We start from the raw sequence: 26,947 nt of genomic DNA on the forward strand, positions 1-26,947 counted from the left end.
TCACCTTAGATACCGTTTCTGATTATTTGTAGGACATTATCGCTGTCTACGGGAAGCGGTACCAGCATTCGGATAATCATACTGTGGGCAATAAGCGCATCGATATTAAAAAACGGCTGCAGCTGCAGAAGAGCTACTAGAATAATAAGTACAATATATGCTTCAAATAAGCCCAAAAAGAAACCGAGTGCATGGTCAAGGCTGTTTAATATTTCATTATCGAACACTGCGGAGATCAGCATTTGCAGCAGTTTAATGGCAATAAACACGACGATAAATATCATAAAAAAAGCAATGAGCTTCATTGCCGTCGGGGAAAGTCCGCTCACCTTTGTGTGTAAAGAAAGCGGACGGTAAAACCAAAAGGCTACCGCAATTGCAAGTAAAAAAGCCGCCATTGAAAAAAACTCATCGATAAAACCCCGAACGGTAACTTTAATGATGACAATAATGCTGATAATCAATAATACCATATCAAGTATATTTATACTCATTCTTCCGTTATCCACTGTTGTAAAAGATGCGCAATTTTAACTGCGGGTTTTTCATCGGCAAGAGCAGCTGATGCTTGAGCCATCGCTTTTAACTCGTGAGGATTTTCTAAGAGCCGAGTTAATACGCTGCAAAGTACATCCGGCGTCGTATCTTTACCGGAGAGGGTAATTGCCGCCCCTTGTTCGGTAAAAAAATCCGCATTTTCAATTTGATCGCCGCGGCTGCTGCCTTTTTCAAGCGGCAATAAAAGCATCGGTTTCCCTGCCGCCGCAGCTTCCCAGATGGTATTGGCACCTGCGCGCGACATCACAAGATCGGAGGCAGCAAGGACATCCGGCATTTGCTCAACGATAAAAGGAAACGGTTTATATTGACCGCTCAAATCAGGCCGTTCTTCCTTTAACCGTTTTTTAATCCGTTCTCCTTGAGCACGATGTTGAGCGCCGGTTTGGTGCACAACAAAAAAAGAGTCGGCAAGAAAGAGGATTGTTTGCTCTACCAGTACATTGATCTGAAGTGCGCCGAGGCTCCCCCCCTGTATAAACAGAATCGGCTTATCTCCGGTATATTGAATAAATGCTTTTCCTGCATCCGCATTGGCCTCATAAAAACGCATTCTTACGGGATTTCCCGTAACGGTAATTTTACGCTGCACTGCATTTGGAAAAAAACTTGCCGTTTTTGTGTATGAAACAAAAATTTGAGCGGCAAATCGGGTATTTATTTTTGTGGCAAGTCCGGGAGAAAAATCACACTCATGCGTAATAACCGGAATCTTGAGGCACCGCGCTGCAGCACACGGCGGTACCGATACAAAGCCCCCCTTAGAAAACACGAAGCGAGGCTTCAGTCTTAAAAGGATAATCAATGAGGCGAAAAATCCTCCGATAATTTTAAACACATCGATGAGGTTTTCAAGGCTGAAATATCGTCGGAGCTTTCCTGCCGGTATTCCGTAAAACGGGATATCCGCACTGCACACATACGATCGATCGGTACCGTTATTGGATCCTATCCAGACAATCGGTATTCCTGTTTCTTTTTTAAACACTTCTGCAACGGCAATACCGGGGAATATATGCCCTCCGGTACCGCCGCCGGTAAATATAACACAGCTCATAACTCGGCAAGTATACCAGAAAAAAGACCGTCATACAATGCGCCGGATATTCCCAAAGCGATTTTAATATACTACAATAGAGAACTTGATTATGGCACAGATTATAGACGGCAAAAAATTAGCCGAAGCATTGACCGAAGCGGTAACACAAGAAAATGCCGCATATTGTAAAGAGCACCCACAGCCCTGCCTCGTGATTGTATCATCGGGGAGCGATCCCGCCTCACAGGTGTACATTAAAACAAAGGTGCGGGCATTGGAGAAAGCGGGAATGCAGAGCCGGATTATTCCATATTCCGAGACGATAAGCGAACAGGAATTAACAGCGTGCGTACAAAACCTGAATGCTGACAATACCGTTGACGGCATTTTAATTCAACTGCCCCTACCCTACCCGCTGGACAACAGACGGATACTGGCGCCGCTTGATCCGGCCAAAGACGTCGATGGCTTTACACCGGAGAATTTAGGACGATTGCTTACCGGCAGTTCAGGCTTTATTCCCTGTACACCGCAGGGCATTATGTATGCATTGCGGCAATACGGCATACCGCTCAGCGGCGCTCATGCGGTTATTGTCGGGCGCTCTGCGATTGTCGGGAAACCACTTGCCGCTCTGCTCACTGCGGCGGATGCAACCGTTACACTCTGCCACAGTAAAACGAAAGACCTTGCCGCACTGACACGGCAGGCTGATATTTTGATTGCGGCTGCGGGACATCCTGCGCTTATTACCGGCAGCATGATAAAAAAAGGCGCCGCAGTTATCGACGTGGGGATTAACCGCGTCCCCGATCCTACTGCATCCAAGGGCAGCAGGCTGACCGGCGATGTTGACTTTGAAAGCGCCGCTGAACAAGCCGGCTGGATTACCCCGGTTCCCGGCGGTGTCGGTCCGTTAACCGTAGCAATGGTGTTGCGGAATACCCTACGTGCCGCGCAGCTCCGGCACGGCTGCTTGCCGGAAATGGAAACCGGAGCAGGGCTTAACACAGGCCTCGCCTGATGCTAGTTCTCAGCCGCAGCCGGGAGCAAACCGCTCGACACGAACACTCTGTAGCGCCGAATGCAGGAGTAACGGATAGAGCAGCTGCTTTACCGGACATATTGGTATCTATCCCCGAAGCATCGGCGCCCATACCCGAAGGTGCGGCTGAACTTACCGTAAAAAAATCGGTGTTCCGCGCCGAGGTGTTTTATACGGACAATGCGCAGGAAGCTAAAGAGACGGTAAAGCTGCAAAAAGACCAATACCGCGATGCTCGGCACGTGGTACACGCCTTTGTTATCGGCGAAAGCGGCGCGGTACTCGGCTGCAGCGATGACGGAGAGCCGGCAGGCACAGCGGGACAGCCGATTCTTGCCGTCTTAAAAGGAAGCGGAATTACCAATATTCTTGTAACCGTTACCCGTTGGTTCGGCGGTACTCTATTGGGAACAGGCGGCTTAGTCAAAGCCTATTCTACGGTGGCAAAAGAGGCGCTCGCTAAAGTACACACGGAGCCGCTTATTCAAAAAGCGGAGTTCACCTGCGAATGCAGCTATGAGAATCACAACCCGCTGCTCCGCGCCGCCGCACACCTGCCGATCAGCTTTGCACAAACGGAATTTGCACAAACCGTCCGGCTGAGCGGCTCAATTCCACTTGAATATTGCAATGAGCTTGCTCAGCTTGTTACGGAAATCACCAAGGGAGCGTCTTCGGTTCGGTTTTCAGAATAGCAACTCACCCTAAAAGAGGTTCTCTCGGATATATTTCAGAAGGAGAAAGAGATGTTCAACAGCATCAGCGGGACGCTAACCGGTAAAACGGCGGAGTCCATCTACATAGAAACCAATGGCATTGAATGGGAAGTTTTTGTATCAGCCCTGAGTGCAGACCGATTCGGAACTGCGGGGAGCACGGTACGGGTCTATACATGGCTCTATCATCGGGAAGATCAGATGAGGCTTTTCGGCTTTTTAACACCGGCTGAGCGGAGTCTTTTTTTGGACTTAACAAAGGTTGACGGGATTGGGCCGAAGCAGGCGTTGAAAATTCTTTCCGGTCTTGACAGCGCAGCGCTGGAAGCGGCTCTTGAGGCAGGGGATGTTGCACGGCTGCAAAGTATCCCCGGTATCGGGAAGAAAACGGCACAAAAGATGGTGCTTGCTCTGAAAGGACAACTCACCGGATTGCACGACACGGGACGGGCGGAAACCGCAAAAAAATCGGAGTTTGAGGATATCATCACGGCTCTTATCAATATGGGATACGATCGAAAGCGTGCTGCAGAAACGGTAGAATCGGTTGCGCAATCCATGCGTGCGAAAGGTATTGATCCTGCTGCAAAAGAAGAAGAGTTATTCCGTACTGCGATTGTCAATTTAAGTTCAACGTAGATAGTGAACTCAACGGAGAAATAGAGAAACCGTGAAAAAATTCCGGAAGGAGATTATATGTCTGATAAAAAAGAGTCTTTGATAGGCGGTGTAGTTGTAAAAACTTTGACATACAAAGAACAAGCTTATGAACTTATAAAAGATGCTGTTTTATTTAACCGGTTTAGAGTCGGAGCCATATACTCGCAAGATGAAATATGCGAAGAGCTCGGTATCAGCAGAACGCCTGTGCGGGAAGCCTTGTTAGAATTACAAAAAGAAGGCTATGTTGCTTTTGCACGAGGTAGAGGCGTAAAAGTTGTTCCGGTTACCGATGAAATCGCCAAAGATATTTTAGAGATACGGTTATTAACGGAACAGAATAATGCTTATCTTGCGGCAGCACGGGCAAATGATCAGAGTGTAAAAGATATTTTTAACTGCTTACAGAATCTTGAAGATCAACTGGAAACAAGAGATGGAATAAAACTCTATCGATTGGATCATACATTTCACAGAGCAATAGCAAAAGCAACAAATAATAAATGGCTTTATCGGGAAACGGAATTGATCTTGGATAACTATCTCCGCTTTGAAAATAAATCCGTGTACAATAATTCGATCGATGCGCAAACCGTATTTAATGAACATCTTGCTATTGCAGAAGCAATTAAAAAGAACGATCCCGATAAAGCAAAACGAATGATCAGAAAACATTTGATCAATTCATATAAAAGAACGCTAAATAAAATATTTAATGATAAAGACATCCTATAGAGCATCTCTAAAAACTCAGTATAGCTTTTAGAGATGCAAAATTATTTTTAATAGGTATATTTCTCCGTTACCGAAGACTTTTCAATCATACTTCGGTACAGCGCCGATTTTTGTAACAGCTCTGCGTGCGTACCTTCTGCATCAACTTTGCCCTGATTCATTACGATGATTTTATCGGCGTTCTCAATTGACTTTAAGCGGTGCGAAATGATAATCACGGTTTTGCCTTTTATGAGTGTGTTGAGGCTTTCCTGTATTTTCATTTCGTTTTCCACATCGAGTGAGGCGCTGATTTCGTCAAGAATGATAATCGGTGCGTTTTTTAGAAGAGCACGCGCAATGGAAAGACGCTGACGCTCTCCGCCGGAAAGCCTGCTGCCGTTTTCGCCGATGACCGTATTGTAGCCGTCCGGCAGCGCTTCGATAAACTCGGCGCAGTTTGCAAGACGGGCAGCTTCTTTTATGTCGTTATCGCTTGCGTGTTTATTTCCGACGCGGATATTTTCCATAATCGATGTATTGAAAAGCCCTACATCCTGAAAGACAATCGAAATTTTATCGAAAAGGCTGTCGGTATCAATTGTTGCAATGTCTTTGCCGTCGATGAGGATTTGTCCCTTGCCGTAATCATAAAGACGAGATGCAAGCCGGAGTACGGTTGTTTTTCCGCAACCGGAAGGACCGACAAGCGCGGTAACTTTATTTTGCTCCGCCGTAAATGAAATACCGTCGATAATCTTTTGTCCGTCGTTATACGAAAACTCAACATCTTTAAATTGAATACCGTAATGCTGCAACGAAGCAGGTTCGCCTTCCTGCGTTTTTGTTTCGCGCAGCTCGTTTATGCGCTTAACCCGTGCATCGATATACATCATCTCTGCAAGGTTTGCTTCAACACCTGCAACCGCATCCACAACACGGGAAGCCGCAATAATATAGCCGATAAGATACAAAAGCGATGCCGTGCCCGCCAAATACATTTTCAGTCCGAAAAATACGGTAACGCCGATGGAAAACTTTAAAAACAGCAGTGCAATGTTGAGAGGGATCGCTTGATGCGCTTCCACAACTAAGTGTAGTTTTTCTGCTTCATCAACATTGCGGTTCAATTTTTCCGTTGTATCTTCCGTAAGACCGTAGCTTTTAATTTCCTGTTGCAGTTCTATCGCTTCTTGAAAAAATTCCGTGCGTTCACGCTGTTTATGAAAGTCCCGCGTTGTTTCCCGTATTTGAATTTTTTTCGACAGGATTAAGAGAATAAAACTGATAATAATCGGAACAAATACGCATAAGCCTAATCCCGGATGAGCGGTAATCATCACTGCACCGATTATAATCAAATAGAATACCAGACCGATTGTTTGCGGAATTGCGTGGCTAAGCGCATGTTCGATTGTAGCGACATCGGTCATCACCGCTTGCGATAAGTCGGAAACATCGTGTTTGGAAAAATACGCAAGCGGCAACTCCTTGAGCCTGTCTGCAATATTCACACGCAGTTCTTTACATTCTTTAAATGTCGCGGTGTAGAGCGTATTGTAATTGATATGCACAAGCACATACATCACAATCGCAAGGGCGGCAATAATACCGATATAAAATCCCGCCGACTGCATCGTTCCGTCAAAATAGCTTTGCAAAAAGAACATCATTAAAAACATCGGTAAAATAAATGCAACATCCGCAAGCATCGACCATACCGATGCTGTAACAATCCCTTTTGCCCCCGATTCGGTTACCCCGAACCATTTTTGTAGTTTAGTCATATATCACTCCCTAATTAAGAAAAAATCTCTTTCCTTCCAACGCTTTTGCAAATAGGTGAGGTAAGTACGCGGAGCGAATAAAAATTAACCGGAGGCGTATCTTTGATACGTTGAGGATTAATTTTTATGCAGCGACAAAGTAATTACCCGCATATTTGCAAAAGGCTAGACTCTCCACTCATTCGCTTTAGAATACAACTTCTGCAATCGGCTGTATTTTCCGCCATTCTGCATCAGCTCCGCATCGCTGCCGCGTTCAACGATATTTCCGTCTTCGACAACCAAGATTTCATCGACATTTTTAATCGAGCTTAACCGGTGTGCAATCATAATAACCGTTTTGTTTTTCATCAAATTGGAAAACGCCTGCTGAATTTCGTATTCGTTTTCAGGGTCGGCAGCAGCGGATGCCTCATCTAAAATAATAATATCCGCATTTTTCAAAATAGCGCGGGCAATCGCAACACGCTGAATTTCTCCGCCGGATAAGTGTACACCCTTTGAACCGATAATCGTTTTTTCACGTTCGGGGAATTTTGCTAAAATATCTTCGCAGCGGGCAAGCCGAAGCGCATTCATCACCTCTTCATCGCTTGCATTTTTATTCCCCATTTTGACGTTTTCAAAAATACTTGTTTTAAAGAGCTTCGAGGTTTGAAACACAAAGGCGATACTGCGCATCAGCGCATTCCGTGAATATGACGAAATATTTTTTCCGCCGATTAAAATTTCACCGGAATTTATTTTGTAAAAACCCGAAATCAATTTTGCTATTGTACTTTTTCCTCCGCCCGATGAGCCGACCAGTGCGTATGTTTTATTCGGTTCCAAGGTAAAACTGACATCATTTAAAATCTTTTCTTCCGTGTAACCGAACGATACGTTTTTAAATTCGATCCCGAAGTTCTCAAATGTTTCTTCCGTACCGTGTTCAAGATTATCCTTTTCCATGTCTGCAAAAAGAGTTTCGAGTTTATCTACAACGCTTTTTGCCTGAAAGTTATACATACCGACATACATCACGCGCATAAATGCCGAAAAAAGCACACCGGCGATGCAGACAAAAAAGACGATCTTTGCAATGATGAGGTTAGCGTCCGCCCCCTTGTTCATAAAATAAATAGCAGCAGGAATGGTGAATACCGCAAACAGGTTAAACAGCACTTGAAACATCACGTATGGCGTACGGCAGCTGAGTGTGTACTTATATGCTAAATCGGAATAGCCGGTAATTGCTTCGTAAAACGCTTTAAAAGATTCAACCGTGCTTCTAAAGATTTTTACAATCTGCATACCGCGGACATATTCAACTGCTTCGGCATTCATCCGTTCCAACGCCGCTTGATACTTCCGCATAAAATCTTTATTGCCCATCATAAACATCATCTGCGCACCGCCGATAAGAGCAACGCCAAGCAGCAAAAGACCGAGTTTTACATCAACTGCAAATACAATGATAAACATAAAAATCGGTGTAAACAATGCGGAAATATTATCGGGAATTAAATGAGCAATCAGCATGTGCGTCTCTTGTGCATTGTCGTCAATGAGCTTCCGGATTTTTCCCGACGGGTTCATATCAAAAAAGGCAAACGATGCATTCATCAAATGATTGATTGCCGTTTTGCGCAAATTCGATTCAAGCCTGAACCCAAGCACGTGCGACGCCCACAAAGCACAAAAGTATACAACCGAATAGCCTGCCAACAGCGAAACAATCACCGTTGCGTACATCGATCCGTCCGTAACGTTTTTGGTAACCAAAAGCGCGTACAAAAACTTCCATAAAAACCAAAATGCCCCCATCTGAGAAGCAACTCCCAGCGTAGCGCACACCACCGAAATATACGCACAATGTATTTTCTCCGGCGTATATTTAAACAACCTTTTATATGTGCCCATATAAACTCCTTCTATGCTAATGCGTAATTTGTAATTATTTTGGGCGTTTCGGTTTCCGCATTCTGCGCAAACCGTCGGGCTTTACGGGGTTCCGCTAACGCTCCATTCCTTCGGAACAGCTGCGCTGCCCCTCCAATCCCTAACGCTTATTACCAATTACCAATTATGAATTCCCCATACCTCTTTAGCCTTTTACTTGTTCCATCCAATATTGTTTCCATCCGGCACAATGGTATATGTTAAAGTCGAGCACATATTCCACCGCTTCCGATTTTTTTAAATTATGATAAAAAATTTCTTTTAAATTTTCAAAGTGGGACGTTACCATGACATGAATAAAAAAACGTATGCGGCGCGACATTTTAACGCCGTCGAGTTTCAATAATCGAAAGGTGTCGTTTTCAGTTATATCGATTGCCTTATCGAAAATATGCGCGTAGGAACTTCCCTTCGAACAACAAACAATCAATTTCATTGCATCCCAATTATCATAAAAAAAATCTATCATTCGTAAAAACCGGCGTTGCGATAGTTCCGTAATTGAGGAAAGGTCGCTCGTTTTCATACCGAAGTTCTGCGATTCAAGAAGCTCGCTGTGTGACATTGTGTTCAATAATTCATCGAATACGCCGCTTACAAGAGCTTCGAATATACCATCCTTATTATTAAAAAGGTTATACAGCGCCCCCGTCGTTACACCTGCTTTTTCGGCGATGGTGCGCACATTGGTATCTGCAAAGCCATTAGTAAAAAACTCCTGTTTTGCAGCGCGCAAAATCTTTGCCCGTGTGTTTAGCTCATCCTTATCGGCTAATATTTTTTCTGCATGGTTGTTCATATTTATAATAACTCTTCTATTAATTAATAACAATGTTATTAAAATAAACTGATAATGTCAAGCATGGGTTACTTTTATAATGCAAAATAGGGAAATCACTATGTCTATAAAAAAACTATTTTTTGTACAGACAAAAGGACGTCGATCCGTTTTTCTACTGTAATTTTGTACGGAAAAGGGTAATATCTCGGTCTCTGTGCCATAATAACAATTACAACTACCTTATGGACTTTCGGCACGTTGTTTCTTTTCGTCAAATGGTCTATACTTTGGAGTCAGTTCGGCATACATCAGTATGCATAAGAATACTTTAAAATTTTTGATAGGAGCATTCAGCTATGAGCAAAGGACTCAAAACAGGTCTTATCGTTCTCGGCATTATTGTGCTGATTATTTTTTCACTATACGGCTGTGTTACCGGTTCGTATAATTCGATGGTAGCGGCGGATGAAAATGTTAAAGCGGCATGGAGTCAGGTCGAAAACGTGTACCAGCGCCGTTTTGATTTAATCCCCAATCTTGTTAACACCGTAAAAGGCTATGCAAGCCATGAGGAAAAAGTCTTTACCGAAATTGCGGAAATGCGATCCAGAGCGGGTGGCGTTATCAATGTTTCGGACGAAGTATTAAACAATCCCGAATCGTTTGAAAAATTCCAAAAAGCACAGAGCGAGTTAGGCGGTGCACTGCAGCGGCTGCTTGCCGTTGCGGAAAATTACCCTGAATTGAAAGCAAATGAAAACTTCCGCGACTTGCAAAGTCAGCTTGAAGGAACCGAAAACCGTATTGCCGTAGAACGGAAGCGTTTTAATGAGGCGGTACAGACATATAATCTACAGATTAGGCGTTTCCCGCAAGCGTTTCTCGCCAATATGTTCGGCTTTAGAGAAAAGGCGTATTTTAAGGCTGACGAACAAGCTACAACTGCGCCTAAAGTTGAATTTTAACTGATTATCGATTAAGGAATGGACGCAATGAAAAAGAATAGACTGTTAAAACTGATGGATATTTCTCCTACTCAAATGAGAGAAATTGCGGATACGGTTGCGGAGGCTGAGAAAAAGACAACCGGAGAAATTGCCCTTGGGGTTGTGTACCAAAGCGATTCCTATGCCTTTGTAGAGCTATTCGTTGCATTTTGCGCGTCCTTTCTCTCTTTTCTCATCTTGTTTTTATGCGCTGCCCCCATCTGGAACCTGTTGGAACGCACTGTTTGGTTTCCTTCTCCTGCCCAGTTGACAGCAGTTATCGGCAGCGGTGCAGCTACCGTTGTGCTTATCGTTTATTTATTGGTAAATATTCCCGCAATCGACCGGCTGATTATCCCGAATACATTAAAAAACCGCCGCGTCTATGCCCGTGCACTCCAACACTTTGTGGAAAGCGGTGTGTATAAGACTACGGAACATTCCGGTGTTCTCATCTTTGCCTCCGTACTTGAACGGAAGTTTTTTGTTATTGCCGATTCGGGAATTGCCGCGAAAGTAGCTCAAAATGAATGGGACGGTATTTGCAAAATTATGACTACCGGATTAAAAGAACACCAAGCCGCTCAAGCCTTTGTCTCTGCCGTAAAAGAATGCGGCAGGATTCTGCAAGAGCACTTTCCCAATAAAGCGGAAAATCTCAATGAGCTGCCTAATGGGCTGATTGTTTTAGAATCCTAATCCCTTTTGAAATATACGGGGCATCTACTGCGTCGTACGCTGAAAATAAATGCTCAACGTATCATAGATACGCCTGCGCTTTATTTTCAGCTAACTCCTTGTATCTGCACCGTCTATTTCAAAAGGCTTACGTCAGGCGCATCTGGGTTGTCGCTTGTTCAGCGAAGTACGTCCATGTACTTCGCTGAACACAAGTTTGACCGGTGTCAAACTTGTTTCTGTTTAATACGAGCGGCGTCCGTGCCGCTGCTCGACGTACAACAAGTACGCCTCCGCTTTATTTCGACTAGGCTCCTAGCATCTACAGAACGGACACGGATGTCCGGGGTGATAACCAGCAGCGAGATTTGGGCTACGCACAAATCTCGTCGTTGAGCAGTTGTACACGGAGGTACAACTGCTCAACAGTCTATTTCAAAAGGCTTACGGAAAGTGTGCAGCTACTTCGTGCCGCACACAAATTAATCCTCGACGTATCAAAACGGACACGGATGGAGAGGAGCTGTCGCATTTAAAACGGCGGTTTTCTAAAGATAAATTGTCCCCTACCCTTCTCACCTAAAAATTCGTTATTCTTTACGATTAACTCTCCACGGCTGAATACAGAATCGATTGCGCACTGCACCTTCATTCCTTCATAGGTGCAGTAATCGCAGGCGCTTTTCAAGTTTTTCTTTGTCAGCACTTCTTCCGCATTCGGATTGATAATCGTAATGTCGGCATCGGCGCCGGGCAGGAGGCAGCCTTTTTGAGGATACATACCGAAGATGCGGGCAGGATTTGCCGCCATCACCTGTACGAAGCGCTCCAACGAAATCCGCTTTTTTTGTACGCCTTCGGAGAAAATAATCCGCACCCGCTCTTCGATACCCGGAGCGCCGCCCGGCCCCTTGGTAAAATCGCCCTTGGTGTCCATCTTTTCTTTTAATAAGAAGGGACAATGATCGGTTGCAACGACTTGGATATCGCCGTTTGCAAGTCCGATCCAGAGCGCTTCTATATCCTGCTTTCTGCGCAAGGGCGGCGCCATAATATATTTCAGCCCTTCGATATTTTCAGGATCATCGGGACTGCCGTCCTCATTTCCGTATTTTTCTTCCGAAAGCGTCAGATACTGCGTGCAGGTTTCTACAAACAGCCGATTAACATGTTGCCGTCCCTCTACGACGCTGATCAGCGCCTCTCCCGTAGAAAGGTGCACAATGTACAGCGGCGCATCTTCCACCATTTCCGAAAAATGAATAAGGCGGGAAACAGCCTCGGCTTCCGTTTCGTTAGGGCGGCTGCGTGCATGGTAGATAGGAAGTATTTTATTTTCTTTTACAAATTTTGACCGGAGATAGTTGATAAGTGAATCGTTTTCCGAGTGCACGGTTAAAATACCGCCTGCTTCTTTCACGGTTTGCAGCAAGCGGTAAAAGCCCGTATCATCAATTTTAAATCCGTAGGTCGTATAGGCCTTAAAGCTCGTAATACCTTCATTTTTAATGATGCCGGATAGCTCCTGCAAAATTGCATCATCCACATGCTGAATAACACCGTGAAAGCCGTAGTCGATAACCGCTTTTTTTGCAAGCTCATGGTATCGGTCTATGGAATAATGCAGATTACATCCGGCGGGACCGAATGCGATATGATCGATAACGGAGGTCGTACCGCCGCAAGCTGCTGCAACGGTACCGGTGTAAAAGTCATCGACGGCGCGGTATTGCGGAGACTGCTGCAACTCAAGATGCGTATGCGCATCGATCAGCCCCGGCATGACATAACAGCCGGGAACTTCATACACGGTATCAAAATCGACGGGATTAAAATGCCCGATTCCGGTTATCTTGCTACCGGTTATCGCAATATCCGCCTTAAACGTATCGTTTTCGGTTACGAGCGTACCGCTCGTTATCAATGTCTTTTTCATATAGTAAACCTCCATTTACAAATCGCCTGTAAAAATGCCGGGAGACGATCACAAATGAAATTCACGGCAATCTTCTAAAAACGCAATTTTAGAAAGTCCCGCGAAAATCGGTTGCTTTCGGAACGTCCCCGGCGCATAATCGGTGTAAGCGCTAGTCTTCCACCATGATTTTTAATATGACCTTATCGGTTTCCCGCATACCGTCGGCAGCAACGGCGCCTACACCGGCGATTGTCTTTTCTATATCGCCTTTTACGATACCTTCTCCGGGTTCAAACACTCGGTTCTGCATTGCAAGATAATGCGCATTCAATGCCGCATCGACCGATGAGGCAATCTTCGAAGCGCACGAGGGCTTGGCGCCGTCGCAGACAATTCCCGACACAACCGCAAGAGTATTGGTGATTGTCTCGCATACCTGTTCATAGCTTCCGCCTGAAAGATACGTAACAGCAGCTCCGCTTCCGCACGCAGCACTGACAGCTCCGCAATAGGCGGAAAGCCGTCCGATCCGCGTCTTTTGATGAATCGCAATCAAGTTGCTGACCAACAGACCGCGTAACAGCCGGTCGTGCGGGAGCTTTTTTTCTTCGGCAAACACGATGACCGGTAACGAAGCAGTCAAGCCCTGATTACCGCTGCCCGAATTGGTAACGACCGGCAATGTACAGCCGCTCATACGGGCATCGGAACCTGCGGCAGCGGCGGCTTGCGCACGGATTTTTAGGGTAACGGCCTGCTCCGCTTCAGCAGCCTTCAGAAGATTCGCACCCGCGTTAATACCGTAGCGGTGCTCCAGCCCTTCCTGCGCGATGCGGGTATTATAGTCGATCTGCCGTTCGAGTATCGGGCGGACGCGGTCAAGGTCTATCGTATCGGCAAACTCAAGGATCTTTTTTACCGACAATCCCGACCGGTCGGTCAACGCGGCATTTGCACTTGTAGGATCAAACGGAACGGATAACACGTCTTTTCCGTTTTTGGTTGTACGCACGATATTCGTATGCTGATGGATAATCTCAACCGATGCGCTCTCGGCGCCGGCAAAAACTTCTACAATAAAATGCAGAGAAGCGACCGTATCCAACAAGGAAACCTTACAAGGAATTTTTTCTAAAAATTCCTTGGTGCGCGCGATATCGGATTCGGTTATGTCGGCGAGAACCTCAAGTCCCTTATCGGGATTGCCGCCGATAATGCCGATTGCCGCCGCCGCCGGAATACCTTTCATGTTACCCGAATTGGGCACGGTAACGCTCTTTACGTTCTTAATAATGTTACCGCTGCTTTTGATGCACACACGGTCTGGAATGGCACCGAGCAAAGCGCGGGCGTGAGCGCCCGCATACGCTATGGCAATCGGTTCGGTACAGCCGAGTGCAGGAACCAACTCTTCTTGAAGGATCACAATGAACTGACTACAGTCAAAGTCCGTAAGTTCCATACCTTACGCCTGTTTTACCGTTCCGTCCGGCTTGTAAAAAATACCGCGCAGAATAAGTGCAAGCGCACCGTCGCCTGTTACGTTACATGCCGTACCGAAGCTATCCTGCAGTGCAAAAATAGCAATCAATAAGCCGGTGCCGATTTCATCAAAGCCGAGTACGCTGATAACGATACCGAGGGACGCCATAACCGTTCCGCCGGGTACGCCGGGTGCTCCGACAGCAAATACGCCGAACAGGAACGAGAACAAAACCATCGTCCCGACCGGGGGGATCGAGCCGTATAGAAGCTGAGATATCGTCATCGCAAAGAATGTTTCGGTTAGAACTGAACCGCACAAATGGGTTGTCGCTCCCAGCGGGATAGCAAAGTCAACGATATCGGAAGGCAGAGCACTGGATTTATGTGCACAGCGTAATGCAACCGGCAAGGTTGCCGCGCTCGACATCGTACCGACAGCGGTTGCGTACGCAGGGCCGTAGTGCTTTACCACTTCAAGCGGATTCTGCTTTGAAACCGCGCCACCGATAAGATATAGCAGCGTCATCCAGATAAAATGCCCGATCAATACGATGATAATAACCTTTAAGAATACCGGAAGCTGGCGGGTTAAGCTGCCGCTGTATGCAAGTTCGGCAAAGGTTGTCGCAATAAAGAACGGCAGTACCGGTACGATAACACGGTTCACGATTTCGAGCACCATTGCCTGAATCTCTTTTAAGAGTTTTTCAACCGTCGCGGCCTTTGTCCAAATAACCGAAATACCGGCTAAGATAGCCAATACCAGTGCGGTCATAACCGGCATAATCGGCTGAATATTCAGGGAGAATGCCGTCGTCGGTACTGCCACCAATTCGGCAGCCTGTGACGGAATATGCAGGAACGGAATAAGAATATATCCGGCTACAGTCGAAAACAAGGATGCGCCGACCGCAGATAGATATGACATCAGCAAAAATGCACCGAGCATTTTCCCCGCATTTGCTTTTAAATCGCAAATAGCCGGAGCAATAAAGCCGAAGATAACGAGCGGAACGGCAAAAAAGATCAGCGAACCGAGTAACTTTTTAATTGTCGCAATAATCCCCATCACCGGAGCGGGTACAAACAACCCGAGCAACACACCGGCAAGAATCCCCAAAGCAAGCTGCGGTAACAGTCCCAATTTTCTACCGCTTTGTTTTTCCATAATAGTAGACCTCCTCTCTACAATTACAACAGTGATTGCCCGTCAATTAACATGAAGCAGGTCAATTCACAACAGAAAATATTATATACCTGCTTTTTTCCATTTGTCAAATTATAAATGATAAATATCGCAGCTGTGTGGAATCACCGCTGTCCTTGGCGGTTCTGCAATAGAAATATACTTCCAATTTTTAGGATATGATACGAATACACCGCTCTATGATGAGCAAAAGAAAGCTCTAAGTTTTTCTTCGTTCTGCGGAGACATGGCATAATCCCCCACAATGCCGCCGTTCCCCAAGTGTAAAATACGGGTACAAGCGGAAATCAAAAATTCATAATCATGTGTTACGACAAAAAGCACTTTGCCCATAGCAGAGAGGGTTTGAAAGAGGCGGGAAACATTGATCATGCTGTCATAATCCAACCCGCTGGTCGGTTCATCAAAAAGTAAAATGTCTCTCCGGCATACCATGCTTACCGCGACTGCTGTACGCTGCTTTTGTCCGCCGGAAAGCGTGCTGGGATGCGCGTCTCGATACTCCCAAATACCAAGCTGTTCCATCGCCTGTTTTGCAGCTTCATAATCCGGAGATTGTATACCGAAACAGCACTCCTTTTCCACGGTGTCTGCAAAAAGTTGATACCCCACTTCCTGCATCACCATATAACAATGCTGCAAACGCTCTTTTGCACTCAGTATCTTGCCATTCCACGTAATCGTTCCAGTAGTCTCTCTGTGTAAGCCGCACAAGGCACGGGAAAATGTTGACTTTCCTGTACCATTATGTCCGATAATTCCGATAATCTCTCCCGGTGCGGCACAAAGACTAACTCCGGCAAGTACGGTATGATCATGATGTGCAAGACAGAGATTTTGAATTTCTAATATGTTTTTTTCGTAGTTCCGTGTTCTATCGGGAATACAAATGTGAGATAAGTCCATTGTTCTTAATCCCATAGTGCACCGATCAGCTTCTGAAATGCTACATACTTGCTCCGATGTCAAGGATTGCCGGATCGTTCCATGCTCCATATAGAGAATGCGGTCTGCGATATCTTTAAGATAATGAATCCGATGTTCAGCTATCACAATAGTCTTTCCGTGCCTTTTTAACAATACCACTATTTTTCGCAGACTTTCGATGGCTGCCGTATCCAAATTGGAAGAAGGTTCATCCAGTAAATAAATATCAGGCGAAAGCGCATAGATAGAAGCGAATGCAACTTTTTGCTTTTCTCCGCCCGATAACGCTGCAACCCGTCTTCCGCTCAGTGCTTCGATTTGCAAATCACGGATTGTTTCGGTCAATCGCTCTGTCATCTTTTCTCTCGTCCAAGCGAGATTTTCCATACCGAATACCATTTCACTGTCCGTGTCTACGTTAAAAAACTGTGAACGGGGATTTTGAAATACAGAACCTACGTGTTCCGCAAGTTGATACAGAGGCGTTTCCTGCACAGACTTTCCGTTAATCAACACTGAACCGGATAAGTCTCCGGAATAGAACGAGGGAATAAGACCATTGATTAATCTAATCAAGGTTGTTTTTCCGCATCCGCTCCGGCCGCACAGCAATACGCATTCTCCAGCTTGAATTGTTACGTCAATATCAGATATATTCGCGTTTTGTGCGGAGCTATGGTAACTGAAAGATACCTTTTCCATCTCTATCATGCTGTAATCATCCTATGCGAGATTCCTGCCTATCATAAATAGGAGAGAAATCACAAAAAAAACGGTAAAAGCAAAAGTACACACAACATCTTTCCACGTAAAACGAATATCCGCCATACAGCTTCTCTGCTTCGGGTTTTCCAGTCCGCGAGTAATAGAGGCTGCGGAAAGTTCATCCGCCACTTTGAGGGCGGACATCATCATCGGAACATAAATACATTCAACAGTACGAATAGGATGAGTCAACAAACTTTTCACGGTAGGAGCGACATCCCTCATTCTCATTGCGTCATGAATAAAGCCCCAGTCCTCTCGAACCATCGGGATATATCGAATCATCACCGTCATAGGGATGATGACAGACTTAGGGACATGAATACGATGCATCGCTGCCATAAATTCATTAACCTGCGTGGTTCCAACTAATATGCCGCCCATCATCGCGCAAGGAAATATCTTCCGAATATAAAAGGTAAATGTTACAATGGCGATTTGCAGCCAGCCGGTCATCCCATAAATTCCTATATGATATAAGATTATAAGGGATGTGTATATTCCGGTCATTTTCAAAGTAAACCGTTTTTCTCCGCAGCTCAATCCGACTATCGTAATGAGTGCTACCAGTGCAACCTCATAATATACTGTCGGTGCAAGAAAGAGGTCTACGGTACCGACGAGCAGCATATAAAACTTTGTTCGGGGATCCAAGTGCTGTGGTTTACAAAAAAGATCCGCCGAAAACGGTGCAGTCATTACACCAACCCGGCTTTTTCAAAATGTTTTCTGAGTAAGTGCTGTCCAAATTTTCCGCTGATACATGAACAGATCAAATTGCCGGCAATCATAGCAGGCAGTACCCATAGATGCGCGTTGGCAATCATCGTATCCATATATGCCTGTTCCGTTCCATTTTTCACGAGGTAGTTTACATACTCATCACGATTGATCCACAGCATTGCATAGGAAAAAATAGGACTGATAACAAAAATCATATACGCAAATAAATTTCTGGTCTTGCTTTTGAAATTTGTAGAGCCAGCCACCAATTCGGCTACTACTCCTAAAATGATATATGCTAAGCACATCAGCCAATACATTCCCGTTACGAACAAAACACCGCCTACTAAAATGCCGGTAATGAAAATAGGTCCATGCTTTGGGACTTTAGCAATAATTAACATAAAGACTGGTCCGCAAAGCAGTGCAATCGACAAAGGACACAGAAACGTCAACACGGGGAAAAATCCGAATATCAGCTCGCCGATAAACGCACAAACAACATACAGCGCTGCTAAAATTCCGGTAGTAATCAGGTCTCGTGTTGTAAGACCTTTTTTGCTCATTTCATTTGCCATAGAGAAATCCTCCTCACACTCTATTTGTATTTGGAAAAAATAATGTTTCATCTTTTCCCATCGTACCCGTTTGCATCGTGACTAAAATATGCTATGTTTTACTAGTTAGACACGACTAACGAATATGAGCTACTATAGTTATCCGGTGAGGCACTGTCAAACAGCCCTCATAAGCTTACAAGCTTTTGGTATATATGATAAATGATTGTTATATATCAATTTATCATTTTTAGTATTGCCATATATGCGGCGTTTAAGGACATAAAAAAAGATGTTTAGGGACATTACTGAAAGTGAGGAATCTCATCTGTGACAGAGAAAAATCAGCAGCAGGCATTTCATAAATTGGGAGATGCTTCCTTTTATATGACAGACTACCATTTTAATGAAACGGATGAAAAATGCGGAACTATTCATACCTACTATCCTCCGGCAAAGGCAGGACACGGTATCATGTATCAGGTGCAGCCGGCTGAGGGCATCTTTCTTTCCGTCAGCGACTGGACTCCCTATCACGATATGGAACGCCGATACCAAATCGAACATAAAATGATAAAAATGTATTATTTGGAATCAGGGGAAGTAAGGCTCGTTCAAAATGGCAAGCGCACTGCCGTAATCCAAGAAGGAATAAATCTGTATCTAAATCGCCCTTCCAAAGGACGGGTGCTCTATCGGGCAGGTATTCCCATTCGCTATATATCGGTACTCCTTCTTGAAGATTACTTTCTTCCTTTCCTGCAAAGCCGATATGCGTCTGACGGCTTACAGTATGCAGCCTTGTTTTCTTGGTGCGAATGTAATTATAACACACCGGAAATCGGCAGTATTTTTCTTCAGATTAAGCACAAGATTCTTTCCGGAGAAACGTCAAGCCTCTACTATGAAAGTAAGGTGGGGGAACTGCTCTCTGTTGCTGCAGGAAATGTTCAGCGGCATGGGAAACAAGTAAGTGTTTCTATAAACCGGACGAAGGCTTGTCTTTCTCCCATTGAACGCAAGGCATTGGAGCGAGTCAGACTTGCTATTGAACACTCCATTCTAAACCCGCCATGCTCGGAAGAATTATGCAGTATAGCAGCTATGGGGCATACAAAATTCCGCCGGACATTTCGGCTCCTTTACGGTCTTTCGCCCCGTGAGTATATTTTAAAAGCACGGATGCAACATGCGTGTTTGTTGCTATCTAAACCGGCAGCGTCAATCGGGAGCATTGCAGCACATCTCGGCTATGCGAATGCCGGTAAATTTTCTTGTGCATTCCGAAAATGGTATCATCAATCGCCGGCGGAATACCGGGCATCGGTTCATAAGGAGCATTGACCGAGCTGATAGGTTTTGGGAGAGGTATTAGACCTCTTCGATATGTGTGTTGTCGAACATCTCGAGGATTTTTCTAAATCCCAATGCACTTTCTATACATTTTTTCAAACGCTTGTTAGAATACGCCGTATGCGGTTATTCTTTTCATATTTTAAACCTCATTGGAAACTCTTTGCTGCCGATCTGTGCTGTGCAGCTTTTATTGCAGCGGTAGATATTATCTTCCCTATGGCAAGCAGATACAGCATCCAGCATTTTTTACCCAAGGCTGACTATGCAGCCTTTTATGCATTTATTGTAATAATGATAGGATTATATCTGATCCGCAGTGCTGCTCAGTATTTTGTAACGTATTTCGGGCATCTTTTCGGCGTTAAAGTTGAAGCGGATATGCGGCGGGATCTTTTTCGCCATATAGAAAAACAGTCGTTTCATTTTTTTGATACCAATAGAACCGGACAACTGATGTCCCGCATTACAACAGATTTGTTTGAAATTACCGAGTTATCGCATCACGGACCGGAAGACATCTTTATTTCTGTATTAACGCTGACCGGATCGCTGGCTCTTATGGCTTCTATCAGATGGGAACTCGCACTACTCCTGACGCTCTTTATACCCATTGCATTTTTTCACACTGTCCGCTGCCGTGTACATATTATGAAAGCATCCCGCCGTGTAAAGGAAGAAACGGCTGCCATAAATACCGCTATTGAATCAGCTCTCTCCGGAATACGGGTAACACAAATATTTACGAATGAAAGCTATGAACAAGATCGGTTTGAAAAAAACAATCAGGCATTTTATACGGCAAAAAAACGTTTTTATTGGAATATGGCATTTTTCTTTAGTCGTTTAGAGTTTCTTATTTCAATGTTACATTTGGTGATTATTGCCGCCGGCGGTTTTTTTATTATGCAGCAGACGATGACGCTTACCGACCTTATTACTGCAACACTTTTTGCCGGTGCATTTTTACAGCCTATCCGCCGCCTTACTGCTTTTATTGAACTATACGCAAATGGTATGGCGGGTTTTAAACGCTTTAAAGAACTCATGGAAACAGATGATAGTATTATCGACTATGATAATGCGGTAGAAATTACTTCAGCGCATGGAAATATCCGCTATCATAATGTTTCGTTTTCGTATCAAGATGGGGTTACGGTATTACAAAACATCGAGCTGGATATACAAGCAGGGCAAACCATTGCCTTTGTAGGACCCTCCGGTGGAGGAAAAAGTAGTTTATGTAATTTACTGCCCCGTTTTTATGAACCGTCCGCAGGAACAATTACCCTCGATGGGCGGAATATACAGGATATTACCGTGCACAGTTTACGGCGGCAAATCGGTATTGTGCAACAGGAAGTTTTCTTATTTGCCGGTACTATTAAGGAAAATATTGCATACGGAAACAATGCCGCTTCTGAACAGGATATAATACATGCAGCCAAACGGGCTGAAATCCATGAAGATATTATGCAGATGCCTGACGGGTATAATACGCTTGTCGGAGAGCGGGGGGTACGGCTTTCCGGCGGACAAAAACAACGGGTTGCGATTGCACGAACCTTTTTAAAAAATCCTCCGATTTTAATACTTGATGAAGCAACTTCGGCTCTTGACACCGCAACGGAAATAAAAATTCAAAAATCATTTGAAGAACTCGCGCAGGGACGTACAACGCTGATTATTGCCCACCGCCTCTCAACAATCCGCAATGCAGACCGTATTGTAGTAGTTGATGATGAAGGCATTTGCGAGCAAGGAACGCATACAGAGCTACTGGCAAAAGGCGGCGTCTATGCTGCCCTCTATAACGCACAAAATAACATGAGCTAAAAGACAGAGAAATGATGGAGCTTTAGCAAAAGTGTGTGAAAAATTGTCTATAGATATTTGTAACTAGAAAAAACATCCAACATCCACAACATTTAGAACCTCTTGTTTCACAATTTTCCGCATTAAAATCAAGATACAACACCGGCTTAAAAATTTTTATCCCCCCTATCATCGCCTGATAGACTGACTATGCTATTAGTTAATTGAGACAATCACTGAAAATCTAGTGTATGTTAAATTTTTAAGGAGAAACATCGATGGACAAAGTTATTTGGTGCGGCAAACAGTGGCTTAATAATTGCGGCCCTCATTATATCGAACCTGTTTTTGGGGTCAAACGGTTCGAAAGAGCGGAAAAAAATACGAATTGGTTTCAAAAACAACATGATAAAAAAACATTCACGGACTTCTTGAAAGACGCTATCGAAAAAAATAATTTAGAACAGAGGAGAGAATCAGCAGGCAACTAAAATGCCCTGCTATTGGTATTAAGTATGGTTGGTATATTTTGGCTCCTTCCCGATTTATCTGATTTATTTTATGTCGATAAAACAGACATTGCATTTGCACAAAAATATGGTGAATGGCTACTATCTCAAGAAGACCATAGTAATGTATGGGAGAAATTAAAACAAAATGGTTATTTGCACTATTTACCAAAAAGGTACAGAGATGAGTATTGGAAATTACCAAGAGGCAGAGTCTCATATAATATATTACTTGGTAAATATTATGTATATCATGGCGATTGTTTTTTAATAAAACATGCAAAAATTATCGAGAAAAAATTTGAGCTTCCCGTCAATAATATCATTTATGAAGAAGACGAACACTATTCAAATACTATCAGTTGTTAAAAAGATTTTTTCACCTCTATCACCGCCTGATAGACTGACTATGCTATTAGTATAGTTGTTGGGACAATTATTGAAGGGAACGCGAGGGGAACTATGCAGACGGATATAATAAGATTTATCGATGATGAAAGTAAGCAGGAATGTATGGCTGTAGCCGGGTATCTTTATAATCTATGTTCGAATAGCAAACATCTGGATAAGTATAAATCATTACTGATGTTATTACAGGCACTTATTGTGCGTCTAAAAAAAGAAACACAAGCTGAAACAATTGTGCAAGCATTTATTCAAAAAGGGATAAAGGAAAAACAGCTAACGGTATTTACGCCTGGAAAAAATTACAATCATCCGTTTGAATACGGGAGTAAATTGGATGTAAATTTTAAAGAAGATACGAAAATCGCTGCTGCTATCGACAATTTTACGACCGATTCCATTTTTACGATAAATCTTTGCCGTTGTGTTTTTATGCAGAAAGAAAACCTTGCTAAAATTATCGCGCTTATTTTCTTTTCCACCAAGATAAATAACAATGATACGTATAGCATTCCTCAGAGAATAAATGTTTCAGCACGGATAACCAAGATACTTAATGATATAACTCCTGTTGAATTTCTATTTGATACCTTACATCTTTCACACCAAGAAGCGGTATTGCTTACGGCAGCATATAGAACACAGACAATCTATGAACTCTATAATTTTTATGGAGATGTATTATTCCAAGATACAGAAAATAAAATAACGCTATATGCAAAATGTATTAATACGTCTTTACAAGCAATAAGAAGCTTATTTGAGAATGATAAAAAGCTTATTTCATTCGGGTTAATGCAAGATAGCGGGTATATCGAAGACGAAAGTATTTATTGTATTTACAATAAAAATTTTGATGCGTTTTTTTCCGGAACATTAAAAGAAGAAAAAACAAACGCTGCCTTTAATCTCAATAGCTACTCTATAAAAAAAGGGTACTCAAACTTAGCAGTACAATTTCTAAAAAGTAACTTTCCGTCAAATATTTTACTCTATGGAAGTCCCGGATCCGGTAAAACGGAATTTGCAAAAACACTTGCAAAAGAAAGCGGACTGCGACTGTTTATATTTAAAAATGAGCTGGATACAGATAGAGCATTGCAACGCTTACATTGTATTCTTTCTATTCCTAAACAAGATACACTGCTTGTTATTGACGAAGCTGAAAATATCTTAAAAACAATAGAGCCGCATTTTAGGATGTTCACAAGCATTACTCAAAAAGGAATTGTAAATAAGATGCTTGATAATAATATTAATAAAGTTGTGTGGATTGTTAATTATACTGATCTTCTTGACATATCTACGTTGCGGCGTTTTACGTATTCAATTAAGTTTAATGAAATGCCGAAATCGCTTTTGAAAAAAATTGCACAGTCGAAATTACAAAACAGCAACATAAGCGGTAAAGTCTTACATACACTTGTTGATCTCTGCGACAACTACCGTATAACAGGAGCCTCAATTGATAATATGATAAAAGCGGTGAATAGTGTTCATTGCAGCACTCAAACTGAAGAGAAAATCGTTATTGATGTAAAAAATACGCTTGAAGCAAATTCCGGGCTTGTATACGGTAGTTCCCATGCCGGCAGAAAAATACAGATGACATACGATATTGGAGCGCTCAACACCTCTATCGAACCGGATGATATTCTCACGATGATAAAAAATGCAACAGCGTATGCTGATTCTGCACAAACAGAAGTTCCCGCCGGAATCCGTATGCTGTTTTACGGATTAAGCGGTACCGGAAAAACAGAATTTGCACGATATATTGCAAATTCTTTGGCTAAAGAGCTTATTTTAAAAAAAGCCTCTGATATATTAGGAAAATATGTTGGCGAAAGTGAACAGAATATTAAAGAGGCTTTTGAAGAAGCGGAAAGACAGGATGCGATACTGCTATTTGATGAGGCTGATTCATTTTTTACTAACCGTTTCAATGCAGAAAATACTTGGGAGCGGACAATGGTCAATGAATTTTTAATGCAGATAGAAGCCTTTAACGGTTTATTGATTTGCACTACCAATATGCGCAGCATCATGGATCCTGCATTGCAGCGCCGCTTTCATATTATGGTTGAGTTTCAAGCCCTCTCTGCAAACGGAATAAAAACTTTGTTGATGAAATATTTTCGTAATGTGTCATTTAATGCTGATCAAATAGAAAAGCTCAACCAATGGCAATCCGTTACTCCGGGAGATTTTAACGCACTCTATGGAAAAGCACGGTTTATGCCGCAAGAAAAAATAACTTCTGAATATATTATTACTGAATTAGCACAGATACAGCAAGAAAAAAACGGCGTACAAAAAATGATCGGATTTAGTATCAATGCATAACTGATAGGTAATGTATAGAACATAACCGGAGGACAATATGGAACAAAGATCTGCATTACAACTTACCGCTGAAGAAAAAGCCAATGTACAATTGTTGAGAATAACGGATGGGATACTCATCGGAGTAACAAATAGAGACGACCTCACCGGAAGTCTTATATTGCCGGACACTATTACCGAAATCGGGAGAAAAGCATTAAGCGGCTGTACGGGTTTAACAAGCATTACCATACCGGACAGCGTTACTCAAATCGGGTACGGCGCTTTTTTCCGCTGCATGAACCTCACAAGTATTACCATTCATTCCAATAATCCAGCCTATTGCAGTCAAGAAAATATACTTTATACAAAAGATATGAAAACACTTTTACGGGCTGTTGCAACAGGATGTGTGGTCATACCTTATGGTGTAGCTGAAATCAGCTATGGGGCTTTTTCCCGATGTAGAGGCGTAACGAGTATTACCATACCGGATAGCGTTATTAAAATCGCTATGGGAGCTTTTTGCTATTGCAGCAGTTTAACACATATTATTATACCAAGCAGTGTTACTGATATCGGTATGGGACCTTTTGGTATTGCACAAACTTAATGGATATTACCGTCGATAAAGCGAATTCGGTCTATCGTAGTAAAGATAATGTACTCTATACAAAAGATATGAAGACCCTTATACAAGCAACTCCCGTAAAGACTTTCATAATACCGGAGCACGTTACCGCAATAGGCGGTTATTGTCTTGCCGGTTGTACTGATGTAACCACTGTTATCATACCGGATGGGGTTACCGAAATTGGAGAAGGTGCATTTGACAGTTGTGAAAGGTTAGACAATATAATCATAAAATCCGAGTGTTTAACGCAAATCGGATACGATGCTTTTTCGCATATTAAACCCGATGCACGGTTTACCGTAAAAAATGAATCGATAAAAGCGCTGTTACAAACTTGCGGCAGCGATCTACAGAACGGACAAATTACCGTTAATCCGAATTTATAGGATAATGAAAATATGGAACAGATATCTGCATTACGGCTTACTGCTGAAGAAGAATCAAATGTACAGTTGCTGGAAATCACAGACGGGATAGTTATCGGCGTAACAAATAGCGCCTACCTTACTGGAAGTCTTATATTACCGGATACAATTACAGAAATTGCTCATCACGCCTTTGAAAGCTGCAGCGGTCTCACACGTATTGTTATACCTGATAACGTTACTAAAATCGGTGACTGGCTTTTCCGCGATTGTACCGATTTAAAAGAGGTTATTATTGGAAGTGGTATTTCAAAAATCGGTATCGGTGTTTTCTTTAATTGCACTCATTTAAGCACTATCACCATACCGCAGGGCATTACCGAAATCGGAAACCTCGCGTTTAAGAGTTGCAGCAGTTTAAAAACTATCAAAATTCCGAGCAGCGTTCGTAAGATTGGCGAGTGGGCATTTGTCTGTTGTACCGGTTTAACGGAATTGAATATCGAAAAAGGCGTTACCTCAATTGAATATAGAAGCTTTGTTTGCTGCACCGGTTTAACAAGTATTACTATACCGGACAGCGTTACTCAAATCGGTGAGGAAGCTTTTGGTGCGTGCAGCCGCTTAGGAGTTATCAGAATTCCCGACAGCGTTACCGAAATCGGAAATAATGCCTTTTGTAATATTCAAAGCAACGCACAGTTTATCGTTGCAAGCAATGCAGTAAAAAAACTACTAAAGCATTCTGACAGTTCTATACAAGATGAACACATTGTCGTAAATCGATTGAGCAGCGAGGTACTCACCCCTCCGCACGAATAAAATCAAGGAAAACAAGCTATGACTGAAATCCCGCCATGTGGCAATATCGAACAATATCAGTTGTTAAAAAGATTTTTTTACCTCTATCATCGCCTGATAGACTAACTATGCTATTAGTATAGTCGTTGGGACAATCATTGAAGGGAAAGCGCAGATTGAGAGCAATAGATACTATTTCAGCACTTGTGAATCAAAAAAATATTTTCATACTTGACTTTTGAGGGGGGGGGGG

25 protein-coding genes are annotated in these 26,947 nt (G+C 43.3%); 14 read left to right on the forward strand and 11 right to left on the reverse strand.

Annotated features, from left to right (window positions below; translation table 11 throughout):
- Positions 1 to 5: 5 nt before the first annotated feature.
- Entirely contained in the window at positions 6 to 494 is a 489-nt protein-coding gene (locus E4N65_RS05420; RefSeq protein ID WP_253674507.1) for a CvpA family protein, read from the reverse strand.
- Entirely contained in the window at positions 491 to 1,615 is a 1,125-nt protein-coding gene (gene murG, locus E4N65_RS05425; RefSeq protein WP_253674509.1) for an undecaprenyldiphospho-muramoylpentapeptide beta-N-acetylglucosaminyltransferase, read from the reverse strand. Before murG ends, E4N65_RS05420 begins: the two co-directional genes overlap by 4 nt.
- A 91-nt stretch (positions 1,616 to 1,706) precedes the next feature.
- On the opposite strand from murG, the gene folD reads away from it, so the two are divergent.
- Genes folD through E4N65_RS05445 form a run of 4 tightly spaced genes read left to right on the forward strand, consistent with a single transcriptional unit; the run spans position 1,707 to position 4,753 of the window.
- Positions 1,707 to 2,621, forward strand: coding sequence for a bifunctional methylenetetrahydrofolate dehydrogenase/methenyltetrahydrofolate cyclohydrolase FolD (folD, locus tag E4N65_RS05430; protein ID WP_253674511.1), 915 nt, complete (start codon positions 1,707 to 1,709; stop codon positions 2,619 to 2,621).
- Entirely contained in the window at positions 2,621 to 3,337 is a 717-nt protein-coding gene (locus E4N65_RS05435) for an IMPACT family protein (RefSeq protein ID WP_253674513.1), read from the forward strand. The genes folD and E4N65_RS05435 overlap by 1 nt, the downstream gene beginning before the upstream one ends.
- 51 nt (positions 3,338 to 3,388) lie before the next feature.
- The gene (gene ruvA, locus E4N65_RS05440; RefSeq protein WP_253674522.1) at positions 3,389 to 3,997 is read left to right on the forward strand and encodes a Holliday junction branch migration protein RuvA; all 609 of its coding nucleotides are present in this window, start codon (positions 3,389 to 3,391) and stop codon (positions 3,995 to 3,997) included.
- 57 nt (positions 3,998 to 4,054) lie between these two features.
- Positions 4,055 to 4,753, forward strand: a complete 699-nt coding sequence (locus E4N65_RS05445) for a GntR family transcriptional regulator (RefSeq protein ID WP_044016458.1) — start codon at positions 4,055 to 4,057, stop codon at positions 4,751 to 4,753.
- Positions 4,754 to 4,800: 47 nt separating this feature from the next.
- On the opposite strand, the gene E4N65_RS05450 is transcribed toward E4N65_RS05445, so the two are convergent.
- The 3 genes from E4N65_RS05450 to E4N65_RS05460 all read right to left on the reverse strand — a co-directional run bounded on the left by E4N65_RS05450 (position 4,801) and on the right by E4N65_RS05460 (position 9,259).
- Entirely contained in the window at positions 4,801 to 6,519 is a 1,719-nt protein-coding gene (locus E4N65_RS05450; protein ID WP_253674531.1) for an ABC transporter ATP-binding protein, read from the reverse strand.
- Positions 6,520 to 6,684: 165 nt separating this feature from the next.
- On the reverse strand, positions 6,685 to 8,421 hold the full coding sequence (locus tag E4N65_RS05455; RefSeq protein ID WP_253674532.1) for an ABC transporter ATP-binding protein: 1,737 nt from the start codon (positions 8,419 to 8,421) through the stop codon (positions 6,685 to 6,687).
- 184 nt (positions 8,422 to 8,605) lie between these two features.
- Complete coding sequence (locus tag E4N65_RS05460) at positions 8,606 to 9,259, reverse strand: TetR/AcrR family transcriptional regulator (protein WP_253674534.1); 654 nt, start codon at positions 9,257 to 9,259, stop codon at positions 8,606 to 8,608.
- Positions 9,260 to 9,597: 338 nt separating this feature from the next.
- Here E4N65_RS05460 and E4N65_RS05465 point away from each other — a divergent pair, with 338 nt between their 5' ends.
- The gene (locus tag E4N65_RS05465) at positions 9,598 to 10,206 is read left to right on the forward strand and encodes a LemA family protein (RefSeq protein ID WP_253674536.1); all 609 of its coding nucleotides are present in this window, start codon (positions 9,598 to 9,600) and stop codon (positions 10,204 to 10,206) included.
- Positions 10,207 to 10,233: 27 nt separating this feature from the next.
- Positions 10,234 to 10,926: a TPM domain-containing protein gene (locus E4N65_RS05470; protein WP_253674538.1), complete on the forward strand. Its 693-nt coding sequence runs from the start codon at positions 10,234 to 10,236 to the stop codon at positions 10,924 to 10,926.
- 511 nt (positions 10,927 to 11,437) lie between these two features.
- Here the strand turns inward: E4N65_RS05470 and hydA are convergent.
- The 6 genes from hydA to E4N65_RS05500 all read right to left on the reverse strand — a co-directional run bounded on the left by hydA (position 11,438) and on the right by E4N65_RS05500 (position 18,508).
- Complete coding sequence (hydA, locus tag E4N65_RS05475) at positions 11,438 to 12,841, reverse strand: dihydropyrimidinase (protein ID WP_253674546.1); 1,404 nt, start codon at positions 12,839 to 12,841, stop codon at positions 11,438 to 11,440.
- Between the two features lie 151 nt (positions 12,842 to 12,992).
- Positions 12,993 to 14,285, reverse strand: coding sequence for an L-cysteine desulfidase family protein (locus tag E4N65_RS05480; protein ID WP_253674547.1), 1,293 nt, complete (start codon positions 14,283 to 14,285; stop codon positions 12,993 to 12,995).
- Positions 14,286 to 14,288: 3 nt separating this feature from the next.
- Positions 14,289 to 15,476 carry a dicarboxylate/amino acid:cation symporter gene (locus E4N65_RS05485; RefSeq protein WP_253674549.1) on the reverse strand — a complete coding sequence of 396 codons (1,188 nt, stop codon included), beginning with the start codon at positions 15,474 to 15,476 and terminating at the stop codon, positions 14,289 to 14,291.
- Between the two features lie 216 nt (positions 15,477 to 15,692).
- A complete protein-coding gene (locus E4N65_RS05490) occupies positions 15,693 to 17,153 on the reverse strand; it encodes an ABC transporter ATP-binding protein (protein ID WP_253674551.1) in 1,461 nt (486 codons plus the stop codon).
- A 12-nt stretch (positions 17,154 to 17,165) separates the two neighbouring features.
- Positions 17,166 to 17,906 carry an energy-coupling factor transporter transmembrane component T gene (locus tag E4N65_RS05495; RefSeq protein WP_253674553.1) on the reverse strand — a complete coding sequence of 247 codons (741 nt, stop codon included), beginning with the start codon at positions 17,904 to 17,906 and terminating at the stop codon, positions 17,166 to 17,168.
- The gene (locus E4N65_RS05500) at positions 17,906 to 18,508 is read right to left on the reverse strand and encodes an MptD family putative ECF transporter S component (protein WP_044016429.1); all 603 of its coding nucleotides are present in this window, start codon (positions 18,506 to 18,508) and stop codon (positions 17,906 to 17,908) included. The genes E4N65_RS05495 and E4N65_RS05500 overlap by 1 nt, the downstream gene beginning before the upstream one ends.
- A gap of 309 nt (positions 18,509 to 18,817) precedes the next feature.
- On the opposite strand from E4N65_RS05500, the gene E4N65_RS05505 reads away from it, so the two are divergent.
- From E4N65_RS05505 to E4N65_RS05540, 8 genes are all read left to right on the forward strand, one after another.
- Positions 18,818 to 19,831 carry a helix-turn-helix domain-containing protein gene (locus E4N65_RS05505; protein WP_253674555.1) on the forward strand — a complete coding sequence of 338 codons (1,014 nt, stop codon included), beginning with the start codon at positions 18,818 to 18,820 and terminating at the stop codon, positions 19,829 to 19,831.
- Between the two features lie 129 nt (positions 19,832 to 19,960).
- A complete protein-coding gene (locus E4N65_RS05510; protein ID WP_253674557.1) occupies positions 19,961 to 21,676 on the forward strand; it encodes an ABC transporter ATP-binding protein in 1,716 nt (571 codons plus the stop codon).
- A gap of 257 nt (positions 21,677 to 21,933) precedes the next feature.
- Complete coding sequence (locus E4N65_RS05515) at positions 21,934 to 22,146, forward strand: hypothetical protein (protein ID WP_253674559.1); 213 nt, start codon at positions 21,934 to 21,936, stop codon at positions 22,144 to 22,146.
- Between the two features lie 24 nt (positions 22,147 to 22,170).
- Positions 22,171 to 22,533 (forward strand): hypothetical protein, encoded by a 363-nt coding sequence (locus tag E4N65_RS05520; protein ID WP_253674560.1) that lies wholly within the window; start codon positions 22,171 to 22,173, stop codon positions 22,531 to 22,533.
- Between the two features lie 93 nt (positions 22,534 to 22,626).
- On the forward strand, positions 22,627 to 24,915 hold the full coding sequence (locus E4N65_RS05525; protein WP_253674570.1) for an AAA family ATPase: 2,289 nt from the start codon (positions 22,627 to 22,629) through the stop codon (positions 24,913 to 24,915).
- Positions 24,916 to 24,952: 37 nt separating this feature from the next.
- On the forward strand, positions 24,953 to 25,507 hold the full coding sequence (locus E4N65_RS05530) for a leucine-rich repeat domain-containing protein (RefSeq protein ID WP_253674572.1): 555 nt from the start codon (positions 24,953 to 24,955) through the stop codon (positions 25,505 to 25,507).
- Positions 25,507 to 25,914, forward strand: a complete 408-nt coding sequence (locus E4N65_RS05535) for a leucine-rich repeat domain-containing protein (protein WP_253674574.1) — start codon at positions 25,507 to 25,509, stop codon at positions 25,912 to 25,914. The genes E4N65_RS05530 and E4N65_RS05535 overlap by 1 nt, the downstream gene beginning before the upstream one ends.
- Positions 25,915 to 25,926: 12 nt before the next feature.
- The gene (locus tag E4N65_RS05540; RefSeq protein ID WP_052185550.1) at positions 25,927 to 26,715 is read left to right on the forward strand and encodes a leucine-rich repeat domain-containing protein; all 789 of its coding nucleotides are present in this window, start codon (positions 25,927 to 25,929) and stop codon (positions 26,713 to 26,715) included.
- The last annotated feature ends 232 nt before the right edge of the window (positions 26,716 to 26,947 follow it).

It is taken from the genome of Treponema sp. OMZ 855, from assembly GCF_024181145.1.
Classification (GTDB): domain Bacteria; phylum Spirochaetota; class Spirochaetia; order Treponematales; family Treponemataceae; genus Treponema.

Excerpts from the sequence above, each read along its gene's own strand:
- E4N65_RS05420 (WP_253674507.1), bottom strand. The coding sequence starts at position 494 with ATGAGTATAAATATACTTGATATGGTATTATTGATTATCAGCATTATT.
- murG (WP_253674509.1), bottom strand. The coding sequence starts at position 1,615 with ATGAGCTGTGTTATATTTACCGGCGGCGGTACCGGAGGGCATATATTC.
- folD (WP_253674511.1), top strand. The coding sequence starts at position 1,707 with ATGGCACAGATTATAGACGGCAAAAAATTAGCCGAAGCATTGACCGAA.
- E4N65_RS05435 (WP_253674513.1), top strand. The coding sequence starts at position 2,621 with ATGCTAGTTCTCAGCCGCAGCCGGGAGCAAACCGCTCGACACGAACAC.
- ruvA (WP_253674522.1), top strand. The coding sequence starts at position 3,389 with ATGTTCAACAGCATCAGCGGGACGCTAACCGGTAAAACGGCGGAGTCC.
- E4N65_RS05445 (WP_044016458.1), top strand. The coding sequence starts at position 4,055 with ATGTCTGATAAAAAAGAGTCTTTGATAGGCGGTGTAGTTGTAAAAACT.
- E4N65_RS05450 (WP_253674531.1), bottom strand. The coding sequence starts at position 6,519 with ATGACTAAACTACAAAAATGGTTCGGGGTAACCGAATCGGGGGCAAAA.
- E4N65_RS05455 (WP_253674532.1), bottom strand. The coding sequence starts at position 8,421 with ATGGGCACATATAAAAGGTTGTTTAAATATACGCCGGAGAAAATACAT.
- E4N65_RS05460 (WP_253674534.1), bottom strand. The coding sequence starts at position 9,259 with ATGAACAACCATGCAGAAAAAATATTAGCCGATAAGGATGAGCTAAAC.
- E4N65_RS05465 (WP_253674536.1), top strand. The coding sequence starts at position 9,598 with ATGAGCAAAGGACTCAAAACAGGTCTTATCGTTCTCGGCATTATTGTG.
- E4N65_RS05470 (WP_253674538.1), top strand. The coding sequence starts at position 10,234 with ATGAAAAAGAATAGACTGTTAAAACTGATGGATATTTCTCCTACTCAA.
- hydA (WP_253674546.1), bottom strand. The coding sequence starts at position 12,841 with ATGAAAAAGACATTGATAACGAGCGGTACGCTCGTAACCGAAAACGAT.
- E4N65_RS05480 (WP_253674547.1), bottom strand. The coding sequence starts at position 14,285 with ATGGAACTTACGGACTTTGACTGTAGTCAGTTCATTGTGATCCTTCAA.
- E4N65_RS05485 (WP_253674549.1), bottom strand. The coding sequence starts at position 15,476 with ATGGAAAAACAAAGCGGTAGAAAATTGGGACTGTTACCGCAGCTTGCT.
- E4N65_RS05490 (WP_253674551.1), bottom strand. The coding sequence starts at position 17,153 with ATGATAGAGATGGAAAAGGTATCTTTCAGTTACCATAGCTCCGCACAA.
- E4N65_RS05495 (WP_253674553.1), bottom strand. The coding sequence starts at position 17,906 with ATGACTGCACCGTTTTCGGCGGATCTTTTTTGTAAACCACAGCACTTG.
- E4N65_RS05500 (WP_044016429.1), bottom strand. The coding sequence starts at position 18,508 with ATGGCAAATGAAATGAGCAAAAAAGGTCTTACAACACGAGACCTGATT.
- E4N65_RS05510 (WP_253674557.1), top strand. The coding sequence starts at position 19,961 with ATGCGGTTATTCTTTTCATATTTTAAACCTCATTGGAAACTCTTTGCT.
- E4N65_RS05515 (WP_253674559.1), top strand. The coding sequence starts at position 21,934 with ATGGACAAAGTTATTTGGTGCGGCAAACAGTGGCTTAATAATTGCGGC.
- E4N65_RS05520 (WP_253674560.1), top strand. The coding sequence starts at position 22,171 with ATGGTTGGTATATTTTGGCTCCTTCCCGATTTATCTGATTTATTTTAT.
- E4N65_RS05525 (WP_253674570.1), top strand. The coding sequence starts at position 22,627 with ATGCAGACGGATATAATAAGATTTATCGATGATGAAAGTAAGCAGGAA.
- E4N65_RS05530 (WP_253674572.1), top strand. The coding sequence starts at position 24,953 with ATGGAACAAAGATCTGCATTACAACTTACCGCTGAAGAAAAAGCCAAT.
- E4N65_RS05535 (WP_253674574.1), top strand. The coding sequence starts at position 25,507 with ATGGATATTACCGTCGATAAAGCGAATTCGGTCTATCGTAGTAAAGAT.
- E4N65_RS05540 (WP_052185550.1), top strand. The coding sequence starts at position 25,927 with ATGGAACAGATATCTGCATTACGGCTTACTGCTGAAGAAGAATCAAAT.